Origin of the sequence: Campylobacter sp. P091 (assembly GCF_002138935.1) — a bacterium.
Taxonomy (GTDB): domain Bacteria; phylum Campylobacterota; class Campylobacteria; order Campylobacterales; family Campylobacteraceae; genus Campylobacter; species Campylobacter devanensis.
The window spans coordinates 19,701-39,213 of record NZ_MJKZ01000001.1; the positions used below are offsets into that span (position 1 = coordinate 19,701).

Annotated in this window: 12 protein-coding genes and 1 tRNA gene; all 13 read left to right on the forward strand. The window is 33.7% G+C overall.

Features of this window, described 5'->3' with window-relative positions; all coding sequences use genetic code 11:
- Positions 1–4 precede the first annotated feature (4 nt).
- Positions 5–4,144, forward strand: a complete 4,140-nt coding sequence (gene rpoB / locus CIGNP91_RS00150) for a DNA-directed RNA polymerase subunit beta (protein ID WP_086253040.1) — start codon at positions 5–7, stop codon at positions 4,142–4,144.
- The gene (gene rpoC, locus CIGNP91_RS00155; protein ID WP_086253041.1) at positions 4,137–8,660 is read left to right on the forward strand and encodes a DNA-directed RNA polymerase subunit beta'; all 4,524 of its coding nucleotides are present in this window, start codon (positions 4,137–4,139) and stop codon (positions 8,658–8,660) included. The genes rpoB and rpoC overlap by 8 nt, the downstream gene beginning before the upstream one ends.
- 297 nt (positions 8,661–8,957) lie before the next feature.
- Complete coding sequence (gene dndC / locus CIGNP91_RS00160) at positions 8,958–10,451, forward strand: DNA phosphorothioation system sulfurtransferase DndC (protein ID WP_442861875.1); 1,494 nt, start codon at positions 8,958–8,960, stop codon at positions 10,449–10,451.
- Positions 10,448–11,203, forward strand: a complete 756-nt coding sequence (locus CIGNP91_RS00165) for an AAA family ATPase (RefSeq protein WP_086253043.1) — start codon at positions 10,448–10,450, stop codon at positions 11,201–11,203. The genes dndC and CIGNP91_RS00165 overlap by 4 nt, the downstream gene beginning before the upstream one ends.
- A gap of 9 nt (positions 11,204–11,212) precedes the next feature.
- Positions 11,213–11,419 (forward strand): hypothetical protein, encoded by a 207-nt coding sequence (locus CIGNP91_RS00170; protein WP_086253044.1) that lies wholly within the window; start codon positions 11,213–11,215, stop codon positions 11,417–11,419.
- The gene (locus CIGNP91_RS00175) at positions 11,403–12,413 is read left to right on the forward strand and encodes a hypothetical protein (RefSeq protein WP_086253045.1); all 1,011 of its coding nucleotides are present in this window, start codon (positions 11,403–11,405) and stop codon (positions 12,411–12,413) included. The genes CIGNP91_RS00170 and CIGNP91_RS00175 overlap by 17 nt, the downstream gene beginning before the upstream one ends.
- Positions 12,400–13,437: an FtsK/SpoIIIE domain-containing protein gene (locus CIGNP91_RS00180; RefSeq protein ID WP_086253046.1), complete on the forward strand. Its 1,038-nt coding sequence runs from the start codon at positions 12,400–12,402 to the stop codon at positions 13,435–13,437. The genes CIGNP91_RS00175 and CIGNP91_RS00180 overlap by 14 nt, the downstream gene beginning before the upstream one ends.
- 90 nt (positions 13,438–13,527) lie before the next feature.
- Positions 13,528–13,911, forward strand: a complete 384-nt coding sequence (gene rpsL, locus CIGNP91_RS00185; protein WP_063998572.1) for a 30S ribosomal protein S12 — start codon at positions 13,528–13,530, stop codon at positions 13,909–13,911.
- Positions 13,912–13,980: 69 nt separating this feature from the next.
- Positions 13,981–14,451, forward strand: a complete 471-nt coding sequence (gene rpsG / locus CIGNP91_RS00190) for a 30S ribosomal protein S7 (RefSeq protein ID WP_086224030.1) — start codon at positions 13,981–13,983, stop codon at positions 14,449–14,451.
- 12 nt (positions 14,452–14,463) lie between these two features.
- Positions 14,464–16,539 carry an elongation factor G gene (gene fusA, locus CIGNP91_RS00195; protein ID WP_086253047.1) on the forward strand — a complete coding sequence of 692 codons (2,076 nt, stop codon included), beginning with the start codon at positions 14,464–14,466 and terminating at the stop codon, positions 16,537–16,539.
- Between the two features lie 34 nt (positions 16,540–16,573).
- Positions 16,574–16,650, forward strand: a tRNA-Arg gene (locus CIGNP91_RS00200).
- Between the two features lie 472 nt (positions 16,651–17,122).
- Positions 17,123–17,347 carry a FeoA family protein gene (locus tag CIGNP91_RS00205; protein WP_086227736.1) on the forward strand — a complete coding sequence of 75 codons (225 nt, stop codon included), beginning with the start codon at positions 17,123–17,125 and terminating at the stop codon, positions 17,345–17,347.
- Positions 17,348–19,459, forward strand: a complete 2,112-nt coding sequence (feoB, locus tag CIGNP91_RS00210; RefSeq protein ID WP_086253048.1) for a ferrous iron transport protein B — start codon at positions 17,348–17,350, stop codon at positions 19,457–19,459.
- Positions 19,460–19,513: the final 54 nt, after the last annotated feature.

Here is a 19,513-nt window from a genome sequence, read left to right on the forward strand (position 1 = left end):
TAAAATGCTAAATAGCCTTTATTCTGGAAATCGTCTTAGGGTAGATTTTTCTAATGTTGCTAAAGAGATTGATGTTCCAAATTTATTACAATTACAAAAAAAGAGTTTTGATCATTTTTTAAATCTTGATAATTCACAAACTGAAAGCGGAATCGAAAAAGTATTTAAATCTATTTTTCCTATTCACGATCCGCAAAATAGACTTTCGCTTGAATATGTCAGTAGTGAAATAGGTAAGCCTAGATACACAATTAGAGAGTGTATGGAAAGAGGTTTGACATATTCTGTAAATTTAAAAATAAAAATTAGATTAATAGTTCATGATAGAGATGAAAAAACAGGTGAAAAAATTGGAGTAAAGGATATCAAAGAACAAGAGATATTTGTTCGTGAAATTCCTTTAATGACCGATAGAATTTCATTTATTATTAATGGTGTTGAAAGAGTTGTAGTCAATCAATTACATAGAAGTCCTGGTGTTATTTTTAAAGAAGAAGAGAGTCCTACGGTTGTAAATAAACTTATTTATACTGCTCAGATTATCCCAGATCGTGGATCTTGGTTATACTTTGAGTATGATACTAAAGATGTATTATATGTCCGTATTAATAAGCGTCGTAAGGTGCCAATTACCATTTTATTTAGGGCTTTAGGATATAAAAAACAAGATATCGTGAAGTTATTTTACCCTATGCAAACTCTAAAAATTCAAAATAATAAATTCTTAGTAGAGTTTAATCCAGATGATTTTACTGGTAGGGTTGATTATGATATTAAAGATGAAGATGGCAATATCTTACATCAAGCTGGTAAGAGATTAACTAGAAAAAAAGCTGATAAATTAATAGAAGATGGCGTTAAATTTATAGAATATCCGCTTGAAACATTGGTAAATAGATATCTCGCTAGTCCTGTTATCGATAAAGATAGTGGCGAGGTTTTATATGATACTCTTACACAACTCGATGAGAATAAGATAGCTAAAATCGCTAATGAGCAAGATAGTATAGAGATAGCAAATGATTTAGCAAATGGAGTCGATGATGCTATTATTAACTCATTTTTGCAAGATTATGAGACTCTTAAACTTCTTAAACAAACAGAAGGCGTAGAAGATGAAAATGATCTAGCTGCAATTAGAATTTATAAAGTTATGCGTCCAGGTGAGCCTGTAGTTAAAGAAGCTGCTCGAAGTTTTGTAAATGATCTATTCTTTAATCCAGAAAGATATGATCTAACCAAGGTTGGTCGTATGAAGATGAATCACAAGCTTGGATTAAATGCGCCTGATTATGTAACAGTATTAACTAATGAAGATATCATTAAAACTGCTAAATATCTAATTAAGGTAAAAAATGGTCAAGGTCATATAGATGATAGAGACCATTTAGGTAATCGCCGTATTCGTTCTATTGGTGAGCTTTTAGCTAATGAGCTTCATTTAGGTTTTGTAAAAATGCAAAAGGCTATTAGGGATAAATTTACAAGCCTAAGCAACAATATCGATGAGATTATGCCATATGATCTTGTAAATCCTAAGATGATTACCACTACTATTATGGAATTCTTTACCGGTGGTCAGCTAAGTCAGTTTATGGATCAAACTAATCCACTTAGTGAAGTTACTCATAAGCGTAGATTATCAGCACTTGGTGAAGGTGGTTTAGTTAAAGAAAGAGCTGGTTTTGAGGTTCGTGACGTTCATCCTACTCATTATGGTAGAATTTGTCCAGTTGAGACCCCAGAAGGTCAAAATATCGGTCTTATAAATACTCTTTCTACATATGCTAAAGTAAATGATTTAGGCTTTGTTGAATCTCCATATCGTAAAGTAGAAAATGGTAGAGTAACAAATGAAATTGTCTATCTTACAGCAACTCAAGAAGAGGGTCATATTATCGCTCCAGCATCTACAATCTTAGATGAGAATGGTATGATTAGCGAGGATTTAATAGAGGTTAGACAAGATGGTGAGATGATACTTGCCAAAAGAGATGATGTAACACTAATTGACCTTTGTAGCGGTATGGTTATGGGGGTAGCTGCTTCATTGATTCCATTTTTAGAGCATGATGATGCTAACCGTGCGCTTATGGGTTCAAATATGCAACGCCAAGCTGTGCCTCTTTTAAAATCAACTGCACCTATTGTAGGTACAGGTATGGAAGCTATTGTAGCACGTGATGCTTGGGAGGCTATTAAAGCAAGACGTGGCGGTGTAATAGAGAAAGTTGATAATAAAAATATATTTATTCTAGGCGAAGATGAAAATGGTCCATATATAGATCAATACACCATGGAAAAAAATATGCGTACCAACCAAAATACGACATTTAGCCAACACCCAATCGTAAAAAAGGGACAAAAAGTAGAAGCTGGTCAGATAATTGCCGATGGTTCTAGTATGGATCAAGGTGAGCTAGCAATTGGTAAAAATGCCTTAATTGCCTTTATGCCGTGGAATGGATATAACTATGAAGATGCTATTGTGATGAGCGAGAGAATGATTCGCACTGATGCCTTTACAAGCGTACATATCTATGAAAAAGAGATTGAGGCTAGAGAGCTTAAAGATGGTGTAGAAGAGATTACTAGAGATATTCCTAATATGAAAGAAGAAGAGATCGAACATCTTGATGAAAGTGGTATCGTAAGAATCGGAACTCATATTAAGCCTGGTATGATTTTAGTAGGTAAAGTATCTCCAAAAGGTGAAGTTAAGCCAACTCCAGAAGAAAGACTTCTAAGAGCAATCTTTGGCGAAAAGGCTGGCCATGTAGTAAATAAATCCCTATACGCTCCAGCAAGCATGGAAGGCGTGGTAATCGATGTTAAAATCTTTACTAAAAAAGGCTATGAAAAAGACTCAAGATCATTTAAAGCCTATGAAGATGAGAAAAATATCTTAGAAAAAGAGCATCACGATAGACTTTTAATGCTTGACCGAGAAGAGATGTTAAGAGTAACTGCTTTACTAGCTAATAACGAACTCCAAAGCGATTTAGAAGTTGGTAAAACTACATATGTAAAAGGTCAAAAGATACAAAAAGAGTATCTTGCCAATATAAATAGATTTACTCTAAATTCATATGTAAAAAGCTTTAGTAAAGATGTACAAAAAAGCTATGAAGATATGAAAGCTTACTTCCAAAATGAGAAGAAAAAATTAAAAGATGAGCATGATGCTAAGCTTGAAATTTTAGAAAAAGATGATATTTTGCCAAGCGGAGTAGTCAAACTTGTCAAAGTATATGTAGCTACTAAGCGTAAGCTAAAAGTTGGAGATAAAATGGCTGGTCGCCATGGTAATAAAGGTATTGTATCAAATATTGTTCCAGATGTAGATATGCCATATCTTCCAAATGGTAGATCAGTAGATATTGTTTTAAATCCACTAGGCGTTCCTAGTCGTATGAATATTGGTCAAATTTTAGAAAGCCACTTAGGTCTTGTAGGTATGAAGCTTGGTGAGCAAATTCAAGAGATTTTTGATAGAAAATCAAAAGAATGGATAATAGAATTAAGAGCTAAAATGATTGAAATAGCTGATGTATCAAGACTAATGGATGCCAAAGCAATATTAGAAAAAATCGATGATGAGAAGCTAATAGAATATGCAAGAGATTGGGCAAGCGGTGTAAGATTTGCTACTCCTATATTTGAAGGGGTTAAGGCTGAAGAATTTAGCAAATTGTTTGAGATGGCAAAGATCGATATGGATGGTAAAACTGAATTATACGATGGTAGAACCGGATCTAAGATGGCTGAGCGTGTAAATGTCGGTTGTATGTATATGCTAAAACTTCACCACCTAGTAGATGAAAAAGTCCATGCTAGAAGTACTGGTCCATATAGCTTAGTTACGCAGCAACCTGTCGGCGGTAAGGCTTTAAGCGGCGGTCAAAGATTTGGAGAGATGGAGGTTTGGGCTTTAGAAGCTTATGGTGCGGCTCATACACTTCGCGAGATGCTAACTGTAAAATCTGATGATGTTGAAGGAAGATGGTTAGCTTATAAAGCATTAACTAGAGGTGAAAATGTCCCAAGTACTGGTATTCCAGAGACATTTTTTGTTTTAACAAACGAGCTAAAATCTCTAGCACTAGATGTTGAGATTTACGATGAGGATAATGATAATGAGTGAGTTAAAACCTATAGAGATTAAAGAAGATGCAAGACCAAGGGATTTTGAAGCATTTAAATTAAGATTAGCAAGTCCTGAACGTATAAAAGCATGGAGTTATGGCGAAGTTAAAAAGCCTGAAACCATCAACTATAGAACTCTAAAACCAGAAAGAGATGGTCTATTTTGTGCTAAAATATTTGGGCCTATTAGGGATTATGAGTGCTTATGTGGCAAATATAAAAAGATGCGCTATAAGGGTATCAAATGTGAAAAATGTGGAGTTGAAGTTACAAGCTCTAAGGTTCGCCGTTCTAGAATGGCACATATCGAGCTAGTTACCCCAGTGGCGCATATTTGGTATGTAAATTCACTTCCTAGTCGTATCGGAACTCTTCTTGGTATTAAAATGAAAGACTTAGAGCGTGTATTATACTATGAAGCATATATAGTAGAAAATCCAGGTGAAGCATACTATGATAACGAAAATAGTAAAAAAGTTGAAATTTATGATGTCTTAAATGAAGAGCAATATATACTTTTAGAACAAAGATTTGCTGATAGTGGATTTAGTGCTAGAATGGGCGGTGAAGTAATCCGTGATATGCTTGAAAATTTAGATCTTGTTAGCATCTTAGAGCAGTTAAAAATAGAGATTGGAAGCACAAATAGCGAAGCTAAGAAAAAAAGTATTGTAAAAAGATTAAAAGTAGTTGAAAGTTTCTTAAATTCAGGCAATCGCCCAGAGTGGATGATGATTACAAATCTACCTGTACTTCCGCCTGATCTTCGCCCATTAGTAAGCCTAGATGGTGGTAAATTCGCAGTTAGCGATGTAAATGATCTATATAGAAGAGTTATCAATCGTAATGCAAGGCTAAAACGCCTTATGGAACTTGATGCTCCTGAGATTATTATCCGCAATGAAAAGAGAATGCTGCAAGAATCAGTTGATGCTCTATTTGATAATGGTAGACGCGCAAATGCTGTAAAAGGTGCGAATAAACGACCACTAAAATCTCTAAGCGAGATTATCAAAGGTAAGCAAGGACGCTTTAGACAAAATTTGCTTGGTAAAAGGGTGGATTTCTCTGGTCGTAGCGTTATCGTTGTTGGCCCTAGACTTAGAATGGATCAGTGCGGCTTACCTAAGAAGATGGCTTTAGAGCTATTTAAGCCACATCTTTTAGCTCGCTTGGAAGAAAAAGGCTATGCGACAAATGTTAAATTAGCTAAAAAGATGATAGAAGATAAGACAAATGAAGTTTGGGAGTGCCTTGAAGAGGTTGTTGCCGATCATCCAGTACTACTAAATAGGGCGCCAACTCTACATAAAATGTCTATCCAAGCATTTCACCCAGTATTAATAGAAGGTAAGGCTATTCAGCTTCATCCGCTTGTTTGTTCAGCTTTCAACGCTGACTTCGATGGTGACCAAATGGCTGTTCATGTCCCTTTATCTCAAGAGGCAATTGCTGAGTGTAAAATTTTAATGCTTAGTTCTATGAATATCTTGCTTCCAGCAAGTGGTAAGGCTGTGACAGTCCCTAGCCAAGATATGGTTCTTGGTATATATTATCTAAGCCTTGAAAAAGTAGATGTAATAGGCTCAAATAAAATTTTTGCTAGCGTTGATGAAGTTATGATAGCAGTTGAGACTCACTTCCTTGATCTACATGCTAAGATTAAGACAATGGTAGATGGTAGGACTGTATTTACAACTGCGGGAAGATTGATTATCAAATCAATTCTACCTGATTTGGGAGAGAATTCAGTTCCAGAAAGTATGTGGAATAAAGTAATGAAGAAAAAAGACATAGCAAATTTAGTTGATTATGTCTATAAAAACGGAGGCTTAGAATCCACAGCAGGATTTTTGGATAAGCTTAAAAATCTTGGGTTTAGATACGCTACTAAAGCTGGAGTTAGCATATCAATAGCTGATATAATAGTATCTGATAGCAAATATTCATATGTAGATGAAGCCAAAAAAAGAGTTCGCGAAATTCAAAATCAATACGGCTCAGGTTTGCTAACTGATTCAGAAAGATATAATAAAATTGTTGATATCTGGACAGATACAAATAACAAAGTAGCTAGCGATATGATGAAACTCATCAAAAATGATAAGAGCGGATTTAACTCCATTTATATGATGGCTGATAGCGGCGCTAGGGGTAGTGCGGCTCAAATTCGCCAACTTGCTGGTATGCGTGGTCTTATGGCTAAGCCTGATGGCTCTATTATTGAGACACCAATTACTTCAAATTTCCGTGAGGGGCTAAATGTTCTTGAGTACTTTATCTCAACACATGGCGCTAGAAAAGGTCTTGCTGATACTGCGCTTAAAACCGCAAATGCTGGATATCTAACAAGAAAATTAATTGATGTTGCTCAAAATGTTAAGATTACAATGGATGATTGTGGCACTCACGAAGGTGTTGAAATTACTGAAATCACTGAGAGTGGTGAGTTAATTGAGAGTTTAGAAGAGAGAGTTTTAGGTAGAGTATTAAGCGATGATGTTATCGATCCTATTACTAATGAAATTTTATACACAGAAGGCACATTAATCGATGAAGCTAAGGCTAGAGTAATTATCGAAGCTGGTATAAAATCAATTAGCATTAGAACACCAATTACATGTAAAGCACCAAAAGGTGTATGTGCGAAGTGTTATGGCATAAATCTAGGTGAGGGCAAACTAGTTAAACCAGGTGAAGCCGTAGGTATCATCTCAGCTCAATCAATCGGTGAGCCAGGAACTCAGCTAACGCTAAGAACTTTCCACATCGGTGGTACTGCCTCTACTGAACAACAAGATAGACAAATCGTAGCACAAAAAGAGGGCTTTATAAGATATTATAACCTAAAAACCTATGAAAACAATGGCAAATCTATAGTGATAAATAGACGCAACGCTGCTATATTGTTGGTTGAACCAAAGATTAAAGCCCCATTTGATGGTATTATCGATATTGAAGTTGCTCATGAAGATGTAAATATTATCGTAAAAGGCAAAAAAGACGAAGTTAAATATGTCTTAAGAAAGCACGACCTTGCTAAACCAAATGAGCTAGCTGGTGTAAGCGGTAAAATAGATGGTAAATTCTATATTCCTTACTCAAAAGGTGATGAAGTAAAAGAGAATGAAAGTATCGTAGAGATGATTAAAGATGGATGGAATATTCCAAATCGTATTCCATTTGCAAGTGAAGTTAAGGTAGCTGATGGCGATCCAGTAACTCAAGAGATTGTAGCTAGTGCGCATGGTGTGCTAAAATACTATATCTTAAAAGGTGATTATCTAGAGAGAATCAAAGATATCAAAAAAGGCGATATAGTAGCAGAAAAAGGTCTATTTGTCGTAGTAGCGGATGAAGAAGATAGAGAGGCTGTGCGTCATTATATCCCACGAAATAGTGTAATTGAATTTGATGATAGCTCTGATGTAGTAGCTACTGATATCTTAGCTAAACCACAGGTTGATTCTAAGCTAGTTATAGCTGAGTGGGATCCATACTCAAATCCAGTAATCGCTGAAGAAGCTGGTGTGGTAGCATATGAAGATATCGAGCCAGGATATAGTGTAACTGAGCAGTATGATGAAGCTACAGGTGAGAGCAGGCTAGTTATTAATGAATATCTACCAAGTGGAGTTAAACCTACAATTGTTATTACAACTGATAATGGCAAATTAATTCGCTATCAACTAGAGCCAAAAACTGCGATATTTGTCAAAGATGGTGCTACAGTTCAAAGAGCTGATACTATAGCTAAAACACCAAAAGCTGTAGCAAAATCAAAAGATATCACCGGAGGTCTTCCTAGGGTATCTGAATTATTTGAAGCTCGTCGTCCTAAAAATACAGCAATAATTGCTGAAATCGATGGCGTTATTAGATTTGAAAAGCCTTTACGCTCTAAAGAAAGAGTAGTAATAGTAGCCGAAGATGGCACAACGGCTGAGTATCTAATCGATAAATCAAGACAAATTCAAGTCCGTGATGGCGAGTTTGTTCATGCTGGTGAGAAATTAACTGATGGCTTAGTAAGTAGCCACGATGTGCTAAGAATTCTTGGAGAGAAGGCACTTCATGGATATCTAATTAGCGAAATTCAGCAAGTTTATCGCTCTCAAGGCGTTGCTATTAGTGATAAACATATTGAGATTATTGTATCCCAAATGTTAAGACAGATTAAAATTGTAGATAGCGGCGATACGAATTTCATCGTAGGCGATATGGTTAGCCGTCGTAAATTCCGTGAAGAAAATGAGAAAATCATTAGAATGGGTGGCGAGCCAGCGATCGCTGAGCCTGTGCTTTTAGGCGTTACTAGAGCAGCTATCGGTAGTGATAGCGTCATCTCTGCTGCATCATTCCAAGAGACTACAAAAGTTCTAACAGAAGCTAGTATAGCAGCTAAATTTGATTATCTTGAAGATCTAAAAGAAAATGTAATTTTAGGTCGTATGATTCCAGTTGGTACCGGACTTTATCAAGATAAAAAGGTTAAAATTAAATATAATAATTAATTAAATTAACCTAAAATTAACTCAAACAGTTTGTTTTTGCTGTTTGAGTTAAATATATCTAAATATTTTAAATCTAAATTTTCTTATAAGTTTGTTTGTTATATAATTACCAGTCCTAATATAAATAAATTTGGATTAATATGGGAAAAAATAATCTATTAAATTCAACTACCGGTCTAACAGTAGTGGGGGGGGGTAGCAGGGCTACTTCAAAGTTATTATGCGATAGCAATAACTCTATTATTCATAGATATTAGACCAAGACAAACATATTTAGCTTCTCATATTGCAAATTCAATTAATCTAACTACTAAAAGTCAAATTCTAAATTTTATATCCAATAATCATTATAATGAATATATTTTATGTTGCACCAGCTCTAATAATGCTAAAAAATTAGCTAATGAGATAAATTTATCAAATGTAAAATATTACGATGGAAATTTATTAAATGCTAAAGATAGCGGGGTTTCATTTGTTAGTAGTAGTGATAAATTTATCGTACATTTAAATCAAACTAGAGATAAAATTTTAGATATTTATTCTCGTTATAAAAGAGCATGGATTATAACATTTAGTGGCGGCAAGGATTCTACGTGTGTTTTACAACTCATATATGAGATGATGATAAAATTACCAAAAGATAGATTAAATCCCACATATGCAATATTATCTGATACAATGGTTGAAGCTCCAAATATAAAGGAGTATCTATATGAAATCGTAGAAATAATTAATAAAGATGCTAAGAATCGAAATTTGCCATTTGAAATAATTATTGCTAAGCCTAAAGCTAGTGATGAGTTTTGGATTAATCTTATTGGCAAGGGTTATCCAAGTCCAACTAGAACTTTTAGATGGTGTACTGAACGCCTAAAAATCAAGCCAATGAAAGATATAGTAAGGCAAATTACTGATAAACATGGTAGTGCAATAATGACTTTGGGTGTGCGAAAAAGCGAAAGTATAAATCGAAAAAGAAGTATTGAAAAGCGAAATCTAAGCGAAGATGGCTTAAGCAAACATGATGATTATCCAAATGTTTTGATATTTTCGCCTATAGTAGAGTGGGATACTGATATGGTTTGGAATTATCTAGCTATAAATAATCCAGCTCCTTGGAATAAAAGTCATAATAGATTATTTGAGCTTTATATGCAAGCTAGCGGGGATGAGTGTCAATTTATAATCGATAAAAATCAAAATAGTTGCGGCGGTAGTCGTTTTGGATGCTGGATATGTACTTTGGTAAATGAAGATAAATCTATGCAAGGTTTTATAAAAAACGGACAGATAGCTATGCAAGGACTTAATGACTTTAGAAATTTTATCAAAGATGCAAGAGATAATCATAATTTAAGAAGTGATTTTAAAAGAGATGGTAGATATCAAAGAGGACCATTTACAAGTATGGCTAGAAAAAAGATATTAAATTTACTTTTAAAAACCGAAATGGAGTTTAAAGCACAAGGTGGAAGTGAATTAATTAGCGATGAGCAATTATTGTTAATAGCAAAAGAGTGGAATAAAGAGTTTGATTCACAAAATTCATTAATTAAAATCGCAAAGGAGTATGGTAGGATGCAGAACGTAGATATTGATTTAGAAGATAGCAAGTTGCCAGATGAGGATTTAATAGATGCTATAGATACAAATTTGGCCAATATGACAAAATCAATAATTAAAGAGGCTACTAGTTTGCAAAATATGGGTGCTAGAGATAATGATTTATTAAATATTATCAAAAAACATTTAGATAATGCAACAGAAAAGCTAAAGGAAAATAGATGATTTTTTATAAAAAGATTACAATTTGCAATATGTTTGCATATTATGGAGAACAAACTATCGAATTTCAAAAGAATGATTTAAAGCCGTTATATTTAATCTATGGTAGAAATGGTTTTGGTAAAACCAGCTTTATCTCAAGCTTAAAGTTGTTATTTTTAGGTTCAGGATTATTAAATGATTCTAGTAAAGTTCCAGCACCTATTTTAAATGGTATAGAAAAAGGAAGAGGTAAATTTCATAGTAAACAATTACTACTTGGTACATCTGTAGATAATTTGGAGACTAAATGGGGTGGAGTGTTAAATAAAACGGCAGTAGAAGAGGGTAAAAATGAATTCTATGTAGAATTGGTATTGCAAAAAGATAATAAAGAGATAACTATCAAAAGGTATTGGAAAAGATTTCCAAATTTAGAGGAGAGATTAATAGTTAAATTTGATGGCAATGAATTTGAAGATTGTGAGGCTACTGATAAGTTAGAATCTATTTTTCCTACTAAGTTTATTGAGTTTTTTATATTTAATGGTGAAATGATTGGTGAGTTAGCTGAAGATATGGAAAGAGAGCTAAAAGAAAAGATACAAGATATGCTAAATATCACGATTTTAGATAAGTTAATTAAGCAGATTAAAACCACTAAAGAACAGTTGCAAAATGGACTTAAAGAATACTCAAACGAACAAGCTGAACTTTTCGCCAGCAGAGGCGCTCGATTGGCGTGCAATGAGCATATCAAATATTTAGACGATTAAATTAAAAATTTGAGTACAGATAAAGAGTGGATAGAAAATGAACTACGAAACAAGAATGATGTTAGAGATAATCATATCATAAGTAGCGGAAGAGAACAAGAGAGATATTTGAATTTAAAAAACACAGAAGAAGAGAATATTAATAGCTTTAAAGATTCTATTAAAAATTACGGTGGAGAGATTTTATTTTTAAAATTAGATGATTTTTTTTTCTGATTTGGAAAATTCACAGATTGGCTCAAATTTAGATCCAGAAATGTTAAAGGAGCTTTGTGCTTTTAGTGCTGAATATCTATTTAAAGAGTATCAAATCGACAGAGATACTTCATCTTTGGCGCTTAAGCTAAATGAGGCATTTAAGAAATTTACACAAAATAGCGATGAAAATAAAACTTATAGAGGAATTAGAAATTTAAATATACTAAAAACTCTTTATAATGGCCTAAATTCAGAGTTAAATTTGCTAAGCAATGCGATTGTAAAACATAAAAATTCCGAGCAAAAATTCAAAGAGTATAATGAGTTGCTTAATCAATATTTAGTAGATAATGAAGCTAAAAAAATAATTGATAAGGTTGCAGATGAGATAGAGAAACTCCAAGCCGAACTCTCTAAAAAAACTAAAGAGATTGAAGATAATAAAAATGAGCTAAGAGAAAAACAAGTATTGCAAAATAATCTTGAGATGAAAATTAAATATCTAGATGAAAAAATCGGCCAAGACCATAGAATTAGCGATCAATTTAAGATGGCACAAGAATTAGAGAGAATTATTTTACAATATAAAGATAAGAGAATTGAGAGAGTGGCAAGTTGTTTAAAAGATAAAGTTTATGAGAATTATCAAAAACTTCTTCCAGATGATAATGTTGCTAGCGTTGAAATTAAAGATTTTAATATATATCTAAAAGATATTAAAAATGAAATTATTCCAGTAGCAAATCAAAGTGCCGGCCAAAAACAAATAGCAGCAATTAGCATATTTTGGGCTTTATCAGAACTAAGCGATAGAAATTTGCCACTTATTATTGATACTCCATTAGCAAGAATCGATAATTTAAATAGAAAAAGTATTATCCAAAATTATTATTTTAATGCTTCAAATCAGGTTATAGTATTGCCTACAGATAGCGAATTTGGCGCTAATGAATATGAGATTGCCAAAGACAAAATAGCACAATTTTATAAAATAGAAAATGATACAAGTTGATGAAGAGGATATTTTAAAATATTGCAAGGAAAATAGCATCTATATTGAGATTATTGATAAAGAAGATTCTATTCGCCATATAGCCTATAAAATTCGGCTAAAAAATACTGATGATTATAAAAAGCTCTCAAAAGATATCGACTCTTTTCAAATGCGATTTGGCCTTGCTGGGCCAGCGTTATTTGATGAAGTGATTGGCGAAGCGATGACATTTTATATATATTTGCCAAAATTACAAAAAGATTGGCAAATATTAAATGGAGAGTCCTTTAAGGCTGATTTGATGAAATATAATCAAAAATTTGAGATTGGGGCATATTGCGGTAGAGATATGAAAAATGATCCGATATTTTTTGATTTGGAGCAGTGTCCGCATATTTTTATTGCTGGAACTACAGGAAGCGGTAAGTCGGTATTGATGAGAAATTTGATTATATCAATTGCAAAATTAAATTCAAATGTAGAATTTATACTAATAGACCCAAAAAATGGGGCGGAATTTGGAATTTATGAAAATAAAGTCAATATAAGCGTTATTTGCGGTAAAAAAGTTATTAAAAATAGCGATGAAGTATATGATTTAATGAAAAAGCTCGTAGATGAAATGGAGAGAAGATATAAGATATTAGATAGTAATAAAGTAGCAAAAAATAATCAACTAAAAGAGCCGTTGTCAAATGTTGTCGTAGTTATTGATGAGGTGGCAGATCTATTTGCTAGCAATAAAAATATAGAAGATTTAATAATTAGAATCGCACAAAAAGGCAGGGCTAGTGGAATTTTTTTAATACTAGCAACTCAAACTCCAAATTCTGAGATATTAAGCCAAAATTTAAGAGCTAATATTCCAACTAGAATCGCTCTAAAAACGATATCATCGCCTCAATCTAAGGTTATTATGGATGAAGTTGGCGCTCAAAATTTATTAGGAAAAGGCGATTTGTATATAAAAATTAATGGCGAGAAGAAAATTTTAGCATTTGCTCCATTTATAGATAATAGCGAAATACGGGATTTGGTATAAAAAGCAGATCTATACCAAATTTCATCTTAAATTAAGTAAAATTTGAGTAAAATAGGCATTTTTTAATAAATTTAGTTGAAAGGAAAAATTGTGCCAACCATTAATCAATTGGTCAGAAAAGAACGCAAAAAAGTGATCGTAAAATCGAAATCACCAGCGTTAAAAGAGTGTCCTCAAAGAAGAGGTGTTTGTACGAGAGTTTATACTACAACTCCTAAAAAACCAAACTCAGCTTTGAGAAAAGTTGCCAAAGTAAGGCTAACAAGTGGATTTGAAGTTATCAGCTATATAGGTGGTGAAGGTCACAATCTACAAGAGCACAGCATCGTACTAGTGCGTGGTGGTAGGGTAAAAGACTTACCAGGTGTTAAATATCATATTGTCCGTGGTGCGCTTGATACAGCTGGCGTGGCTAAAAGAACTGTTTCACGCTCTAAATATGGTGCTAAACGCCCAAAAGAAGCTAAAAAGTAATCTTTTAGGACGCAGACTAGCCCTTAGATATGGCTTAGTTTGAGTAAAATTTAAATTTGAAGGAAAGTTATGAGAAGAAGAAAAGCCCCAGTTAGGGAAGTAATGCCTGATCCAATTTATGGCAATAAAGTTATAACTAAATTTATTAATTCACTTATGTATGATGGCAAAAAAAGTGTAGCTACACAGATTATGTATGGCGCTTTAAAAGCTATTGATTCTAAAGGTGGAGAGTTAAAAGGTATCGAAGTATTTAACAGTGCTATCGATAATGTAAAACCTATTATGGAGGTTAAATCTCGCCGTGTAGGTGGTGCTACATATCAAGTGCCAGTAGAAGTCCGCCCAGCTCGCCAACAAGCCCTAGCAATCCGTTGGATTATCAGTTTTGCTCGCAAAAGAAGTGAGAGAACAATGATAGAAAAATTAGCCGCTGAGTTGCTAGATGCATCAAATTCAAAAGGTGCTTCATTTAAGAAAAAAGAAGATACCTATAAAATGGCAGAAGCTAATAAAGCATTTGCTCACTATCGTTGGTAATAAGGAGAGCTTATGTCAAGAAAAACTCCATTAAATATGGTTAGAAATATCGGTATCGCTGCGCATATCGATGCTGGTAAAACTACAACTAGTGAGAGAATTCTATTTTTTACAGGTATGAGCCATAAGATTGGTGAGGTCCATGATGGTGCTGCTACTATGGACTGGATGGAACAAGAAAAAGAGCGCGGTATTACGATTACTTCTGCTGCGACTACTTGTTTTTGGAAAAACCATCAAATCAACCTTATAGACACTCCGGGACACGTTGATTTTACTATTGAAGTTGAGCGTTCTATGCGTGTTCTAGATGGTGCTGTAGCTGTATTTTGTGCTGTTGGTGGGGTTCAACCTCAAAGTGAAACAGTATGGAGACAAGCTAATAAATACCGTGTTCCAAGAATGGTTTATGTAAATAAAATGGATAGAATCGGTGCTAACTTCTATAATGTTGAAGAGCAGATCAAAAACCGCTTAAAAGCAAATCCAGTGCCTATCCAAATTCCAATTGGCGCTGAAGATGAGTTTAAGGGTGTTGTAGATCTAATTACTATGAAAGCACTTGTTTGGGAAGATGATACAAAACCAACTGATTTTGTAGTCAAAGATATTCCAGCTGATCTTGTAGAAAAAGCTGAAGAGTATCGCAATAAAATGATTGAAGCTGTAGCTGAGACTGATGATGCTCTAATGGAAAAATTCTTTGGTGGCGAAGAGTTAACTATTGAAGAGATTAAAAAAGGTATCAAAGCTGGTTGTCTATCTATGAGTATTATTCCTATGGTTTGTGGTACTTCATTTAAAAATAAAGGTGTTCAACCACTTCTAGATGCAGTTGTTGATTACTTACCAGCTCCAGATGAAGTTGAAGCTATTAGAGGTGAGCTTGAAGATGGTACCGAAGTAGTTGTAGATAGTACAGATGATGGCGAATTTGCTGGTCTTGCATTTAAGATTATGACTGACCCATTTGTTGGACAACTTACATTCGTAAGGGTTTATAGAGGCCAACTTGAGAGTGGAAGTTATGCTTATAACTCAACAAAAGATAAAAAAGAGAGAATCGGCCGTCTATTAAAAATGCATTCAAATAAGCGTGAAGAGATTAAAGTTCTTTACGCTGGTGAGATTGGTGCTGTAGTTGGTCTTAAAGATACTTTAACAGGTGATACTTTAGCTAGTGAAAAAGATAAAGTTATCCTTGAGAGAATGGACTTCCCAGAGCCAGTTATTAGTGTCGCTGTTGAGCCAAAAACAAAAGCAGACCAAGAAAAAATGGGTATAGCTCTAGGCAAATTAGCTCAAGAAGATCCAAGCTTTAGAGTTAGCACTGATGAAGAAAGCGGCCAAACAATCATCGCTGGTATGGGTGAATTACACCTTGAAATTATTGTTGATAGGATGCTAAGAGAATTTAAGGTTGAAGCTGAAGTTGGTCAGCCTCAAGTTGCTTATCGTGAAACTATCAAAAAGACAGTTGAGCAAGAGTATAAATACGCTAAACAATCAGGTGGTCGTGGTCAATATGGTCATGTATTTTTACGCCTTGAGCCACTTGAACCAGGTAGCGGATTTGAATTTGTTAATGATATTAAAGGTGGGGTTGTACCAAAAGAGTATATCCCAGCTGTTGAAAAAGGTTGTAATGAAGCACTTCAAAGCGGTGTATTAGCAGGATATCCTGTTGAGGATGTTAAGGTTACGCTATTTGATGGTAGCTACCACGAGGTGGATTCATCTGAGATGGCATTTAAACTAGCTGCGTCTATGGGCTTTAAAGAGGGTGCGAAAAAAGCTGGTGCTGTAATTCTAGAACCTATGATGAAAGTCGAAGTAGAGACTCCAGAAGAGTATATGGGTGATGTAATTGGTGACTTAAATAGACGCCGTGGTCAAATTAGCTCAATGGATGAAAGAGGTGGTAATAAAATCGTTACTGCATTCTGTCCGCTTGCTGAAATGTTTGGTTATTCTACAGATTTAAGAAGTCAAACTCAAGGCCGTGCATCATACTCAATGGAATTTGATCACTATGAAGAAGTTCCTAAAAATGTATCTGATGAAATTATCAAAAAGAGAAATGGTTAATACATTTTGATTTTCTCCGCTTCGGCGGAGTTTGCTCCTCATAGCTCAGCAGGATAGAGTGCAGAATTCCTAATTCTGAGGCCATAGGTTCGAATCCTATTGGGGAGGCCATTTTGTAATTAAATAGGATTAATACTCTTTATTTACTTTTATCCAAGTTTCTTTCTTAGATTTTAAAAAAACATAGCTGTTAGAAACCAAATTTAACCTTTTAAGCTTAATCAGTAAGATTATCCTTTTGTAAAAATTAAATAAATTTTTCTTTTAATTATATTTTATTTATAATACCTAAATTGTAGCATTAAAAAATATTCTATTATACGCCAGATAACACAACAAATACAATTATTATAGGAATAAAATTTAAGCTGTTCTAGACAATAATAGATTAATTTTATTTAATAAATATTGTTAAATATTTTTAGTTTAAAATCTTATTTATATTAGTATTAAGCTATCTTGTAGTTGTGCATATGTATTAGTAATTCAAAAATTTAATTCTGCAACACAACCACTATTTTTAATAAAACTTTAATGTATATTTCACTATAATTGATAATAAATTTCATTATTGGAGATTTTAATGACTTTGGATCTTTTAGAAAATGGTCAAATGGCTAAAATTTTAAATTTTAATGTAACTGAGAGATTGCTTGAGAGGTTTTTTAGTTTAGGGCTATCTAAATTCAAAATTATTAAAAAGATAGAGAGTTCATTGGGGAGTTCGACTATCTTGATTGAGTGTAATAGAATGTGCTTGATGCTAAGATATGATGAGGCAAAGAGTATTGAGGTGGAGAGAATTTAGATGAAAAAGATTATTAAAATCGCACTTGTAGGTCAACCAAATGTAGGTAAAACTCTACTTATAAATTCACTTAGTGGATCGCATTTGAAGGTTGGGAATTTCCCCGGTGTGACAGTTGAAAAATCTGAAGCAAATTTTAAGTATAAAGATTATGATATTAAGATTATAGATCTTCCTGGAACTTACTCTATTAATGATTACTCGCTTGAAGAGAGGATAACTAAAGATTTTATCAATAAAAATGATTATGATATCATCATAAATGTGGTAGATTCTACAAATTTAGAGCGCAATTTGATCTTGACTACCCAAATTATGGAGAGAAATAAAAAGATGATTTTAGCTCTCAATATGAGCGATGAAGCATCAAAAGAGGGGATAAATATAGATGCTAAGAAATTTGAAAATCTCCTTGGAGTGCCTTGCGTATCAGTATCTGCTAGTTTAAAATCAAATTTAAATGAGTTGATAGAACGGATAATAGAAATTTACAAATCACCATATATCCCAAATAAGCGAATTTATAGTGATGCGATTGAAAAAGAGATAGATGATATTTCGCAATTTTTAGAATCTAAAAATGATACAAATATAAAAGAGTTAAAATTAAGCAATAAAGATATAGCGATAGCTTTGTTAAAGCAAGATAATCAAATTTATAAGTATTTACACGATAAGCCCATTTGGATAGAGCTATCAAAGGTGATCCAGACAGCTCACAATAACCTATATATCCACTACAAAACTCAATCTATAAGTGAGATATTTATGCAAGAGTGTAGTAATTTTGTCAATGGTGCGATCGCTGAGAGCGTGAAATATCATAAGCCTAAAGAGATTAATTATACTAGGATGATTGATAAAATTTTGATAAACAAATATATTGGGATTCCGATATTTTTGTTTTTTATGTGGTTGATATTTCAGCTTACATTTACTCTTGGTGCGGTGCCTATGGACTATATTGAAGCTGGATATGTGGCGTTGGGTGATATGGTTAAAGAGAGTGTGAGTAGTGAGCTTTTGGCATCGTTATTGGCTGATGGCATCATAGGTGGGGTTGGGTCTGTGATACTATTTTTGCCAAATATTATGATACTATTTTTTGGAATTGCGCTTTTGGAGACTACTGGATATATGTCTAGGGTTTCATTTTTGTTAGATGGATTTTTTCATAAATTTGGCTTGCATGGTAAAAGCTTTATCCCATTGGTGACTGGATTTGGGTGTTCTGTCCCAGCATTTATGGCTACAAGAACTCTCAAAAACGAAAAAGACCGCTTGCTTACTCTTTTCATAATTAATTTTATGAGTTGTGGTGCTAGGTTGCCTGTATATGTGCTATTTATAGGTGCTTTTGCCCCAAAAGCTCAAGCTGGAAATTGGCTATTTGGTATATATATTTTTGGTGCGATTTTAGGGCTTATAGCGGCTAAGGTTTTGCGTATGACGGCATTTAAAGGCCCTGATGAGCCTTTTGTTGTTGAGATGCCAAAATATAGAATGCCAAATTGGAAGCTCATTTGGTTTATGGTCTATAACAAAGCTAAAATGTATATCAAAAAGGCCGGTACCTTCATTCTAGCTGCAGCTGTGCTTATATGGTTTGCTAGTAGTTTTCCGTTTCAAGACTCTACTAAAGAGATTTATGAACAAAAAATAGAGATAGCCGCAACTGATGAAGACAAAGAGAGATTATCTAATGAATTAGAAAATATCTTAATAGAAAATAGCTATTTAGGAAAGGTGGGCAAATTTATTGAGCCATTTTTTGCTCCGTTGGAGTTTGATTGGAGATTGAGTGTTTCTATTGTTAGTGGTTTAGCAGCTAAGGAGGTTGCGATATCTACAATGGGTGTATTGTATTCGTTAGGTGGCGAAGTAGATGAAAATAACGATGGATTAATACAAAAAATTCAAGAAGCTATACCGATTGAGGTGGCTGTGGCGTATGTGCTATTTGTGATGTTATATAATCCTTGTTTGGCTGCTACAATTGTCTTTGGCAAAGAGGCTGGCGGATATAAATATATAGCTTATCTATTCATTTTTACTACATTTGCTGCTTATTTGGTTTCGTTTATAGGGTTACATATAGCAAAGCTCTTTTAGAGCTTTGCAAAGTATTGATTTAGCTTATTTTTTATAATTTTATATTTATATTTT

Excerpts from the sequence above, each read along its gene's own strand:
- rpsG (WP_086224030.1), top strand. The coding sequence starts at position 13,981 with ATGAGAAGAAGAAAAGCCCCAGTTAGGGAAGTAATGCCTGATCCAATT.
- feoB (WP_086253048.1), top strand. The coding sequence starts at position 17,348 with ATGAAAAAGATTATTAAAATCGCACTTGTAGGTCAACCAAATGTAGGT.
- CIGNP91_RS00180 (WP_086253046.1), top strand. The coding sequence starts at position 12,400 with ATGATACAAGTTGATGAAGAGGATATTTTAAAATATTGCAAGGAAAAT.
- CIGNP91_RS00175 (WP_086253045.1), top strand. The coding sequence starts at position 11,403 with ATGATTTTTTTTTCTGATTTGGAAAATTCACAGATTGGCTCAAATTTA.
- rpoC (WP_086253041.1), top strand. The coding sequence starts at position 4,137 with ATGAGTGAGTTAAAACCTATAGAGATTAAAGAAGATGCAAGACCAAGG.
- fusA (WP_086253047.1), top strand. The coding sequence starts at position 14,464 with ATGTCAAGAAAAACTCCATTAAATATGGTTAGAAATATCGGTATCGCT.
- CIGNP91_RS00205 (WP_086227736.1), top strand. The coding sequence starts at position 17,123 with ATGACTTTGGATCTTTTAGAAAATGGTCAAATGGCTAAAATTTTAAAT.
- rpoB (WP_086253040.1), top strand. The coding sequence starts at position 5 with ATGCTAAATAGCCTTTATTCTGGAAATCGTCTTAGGGTAGATTTTTCT.
- CIGNP91_RS00165 (WP_086253043.1), top strand. The coding sequence starts at position 10,448 with ATGATTTTTTATAAAAAGATTACAATTTGCAATATGTTTGCATATTAT.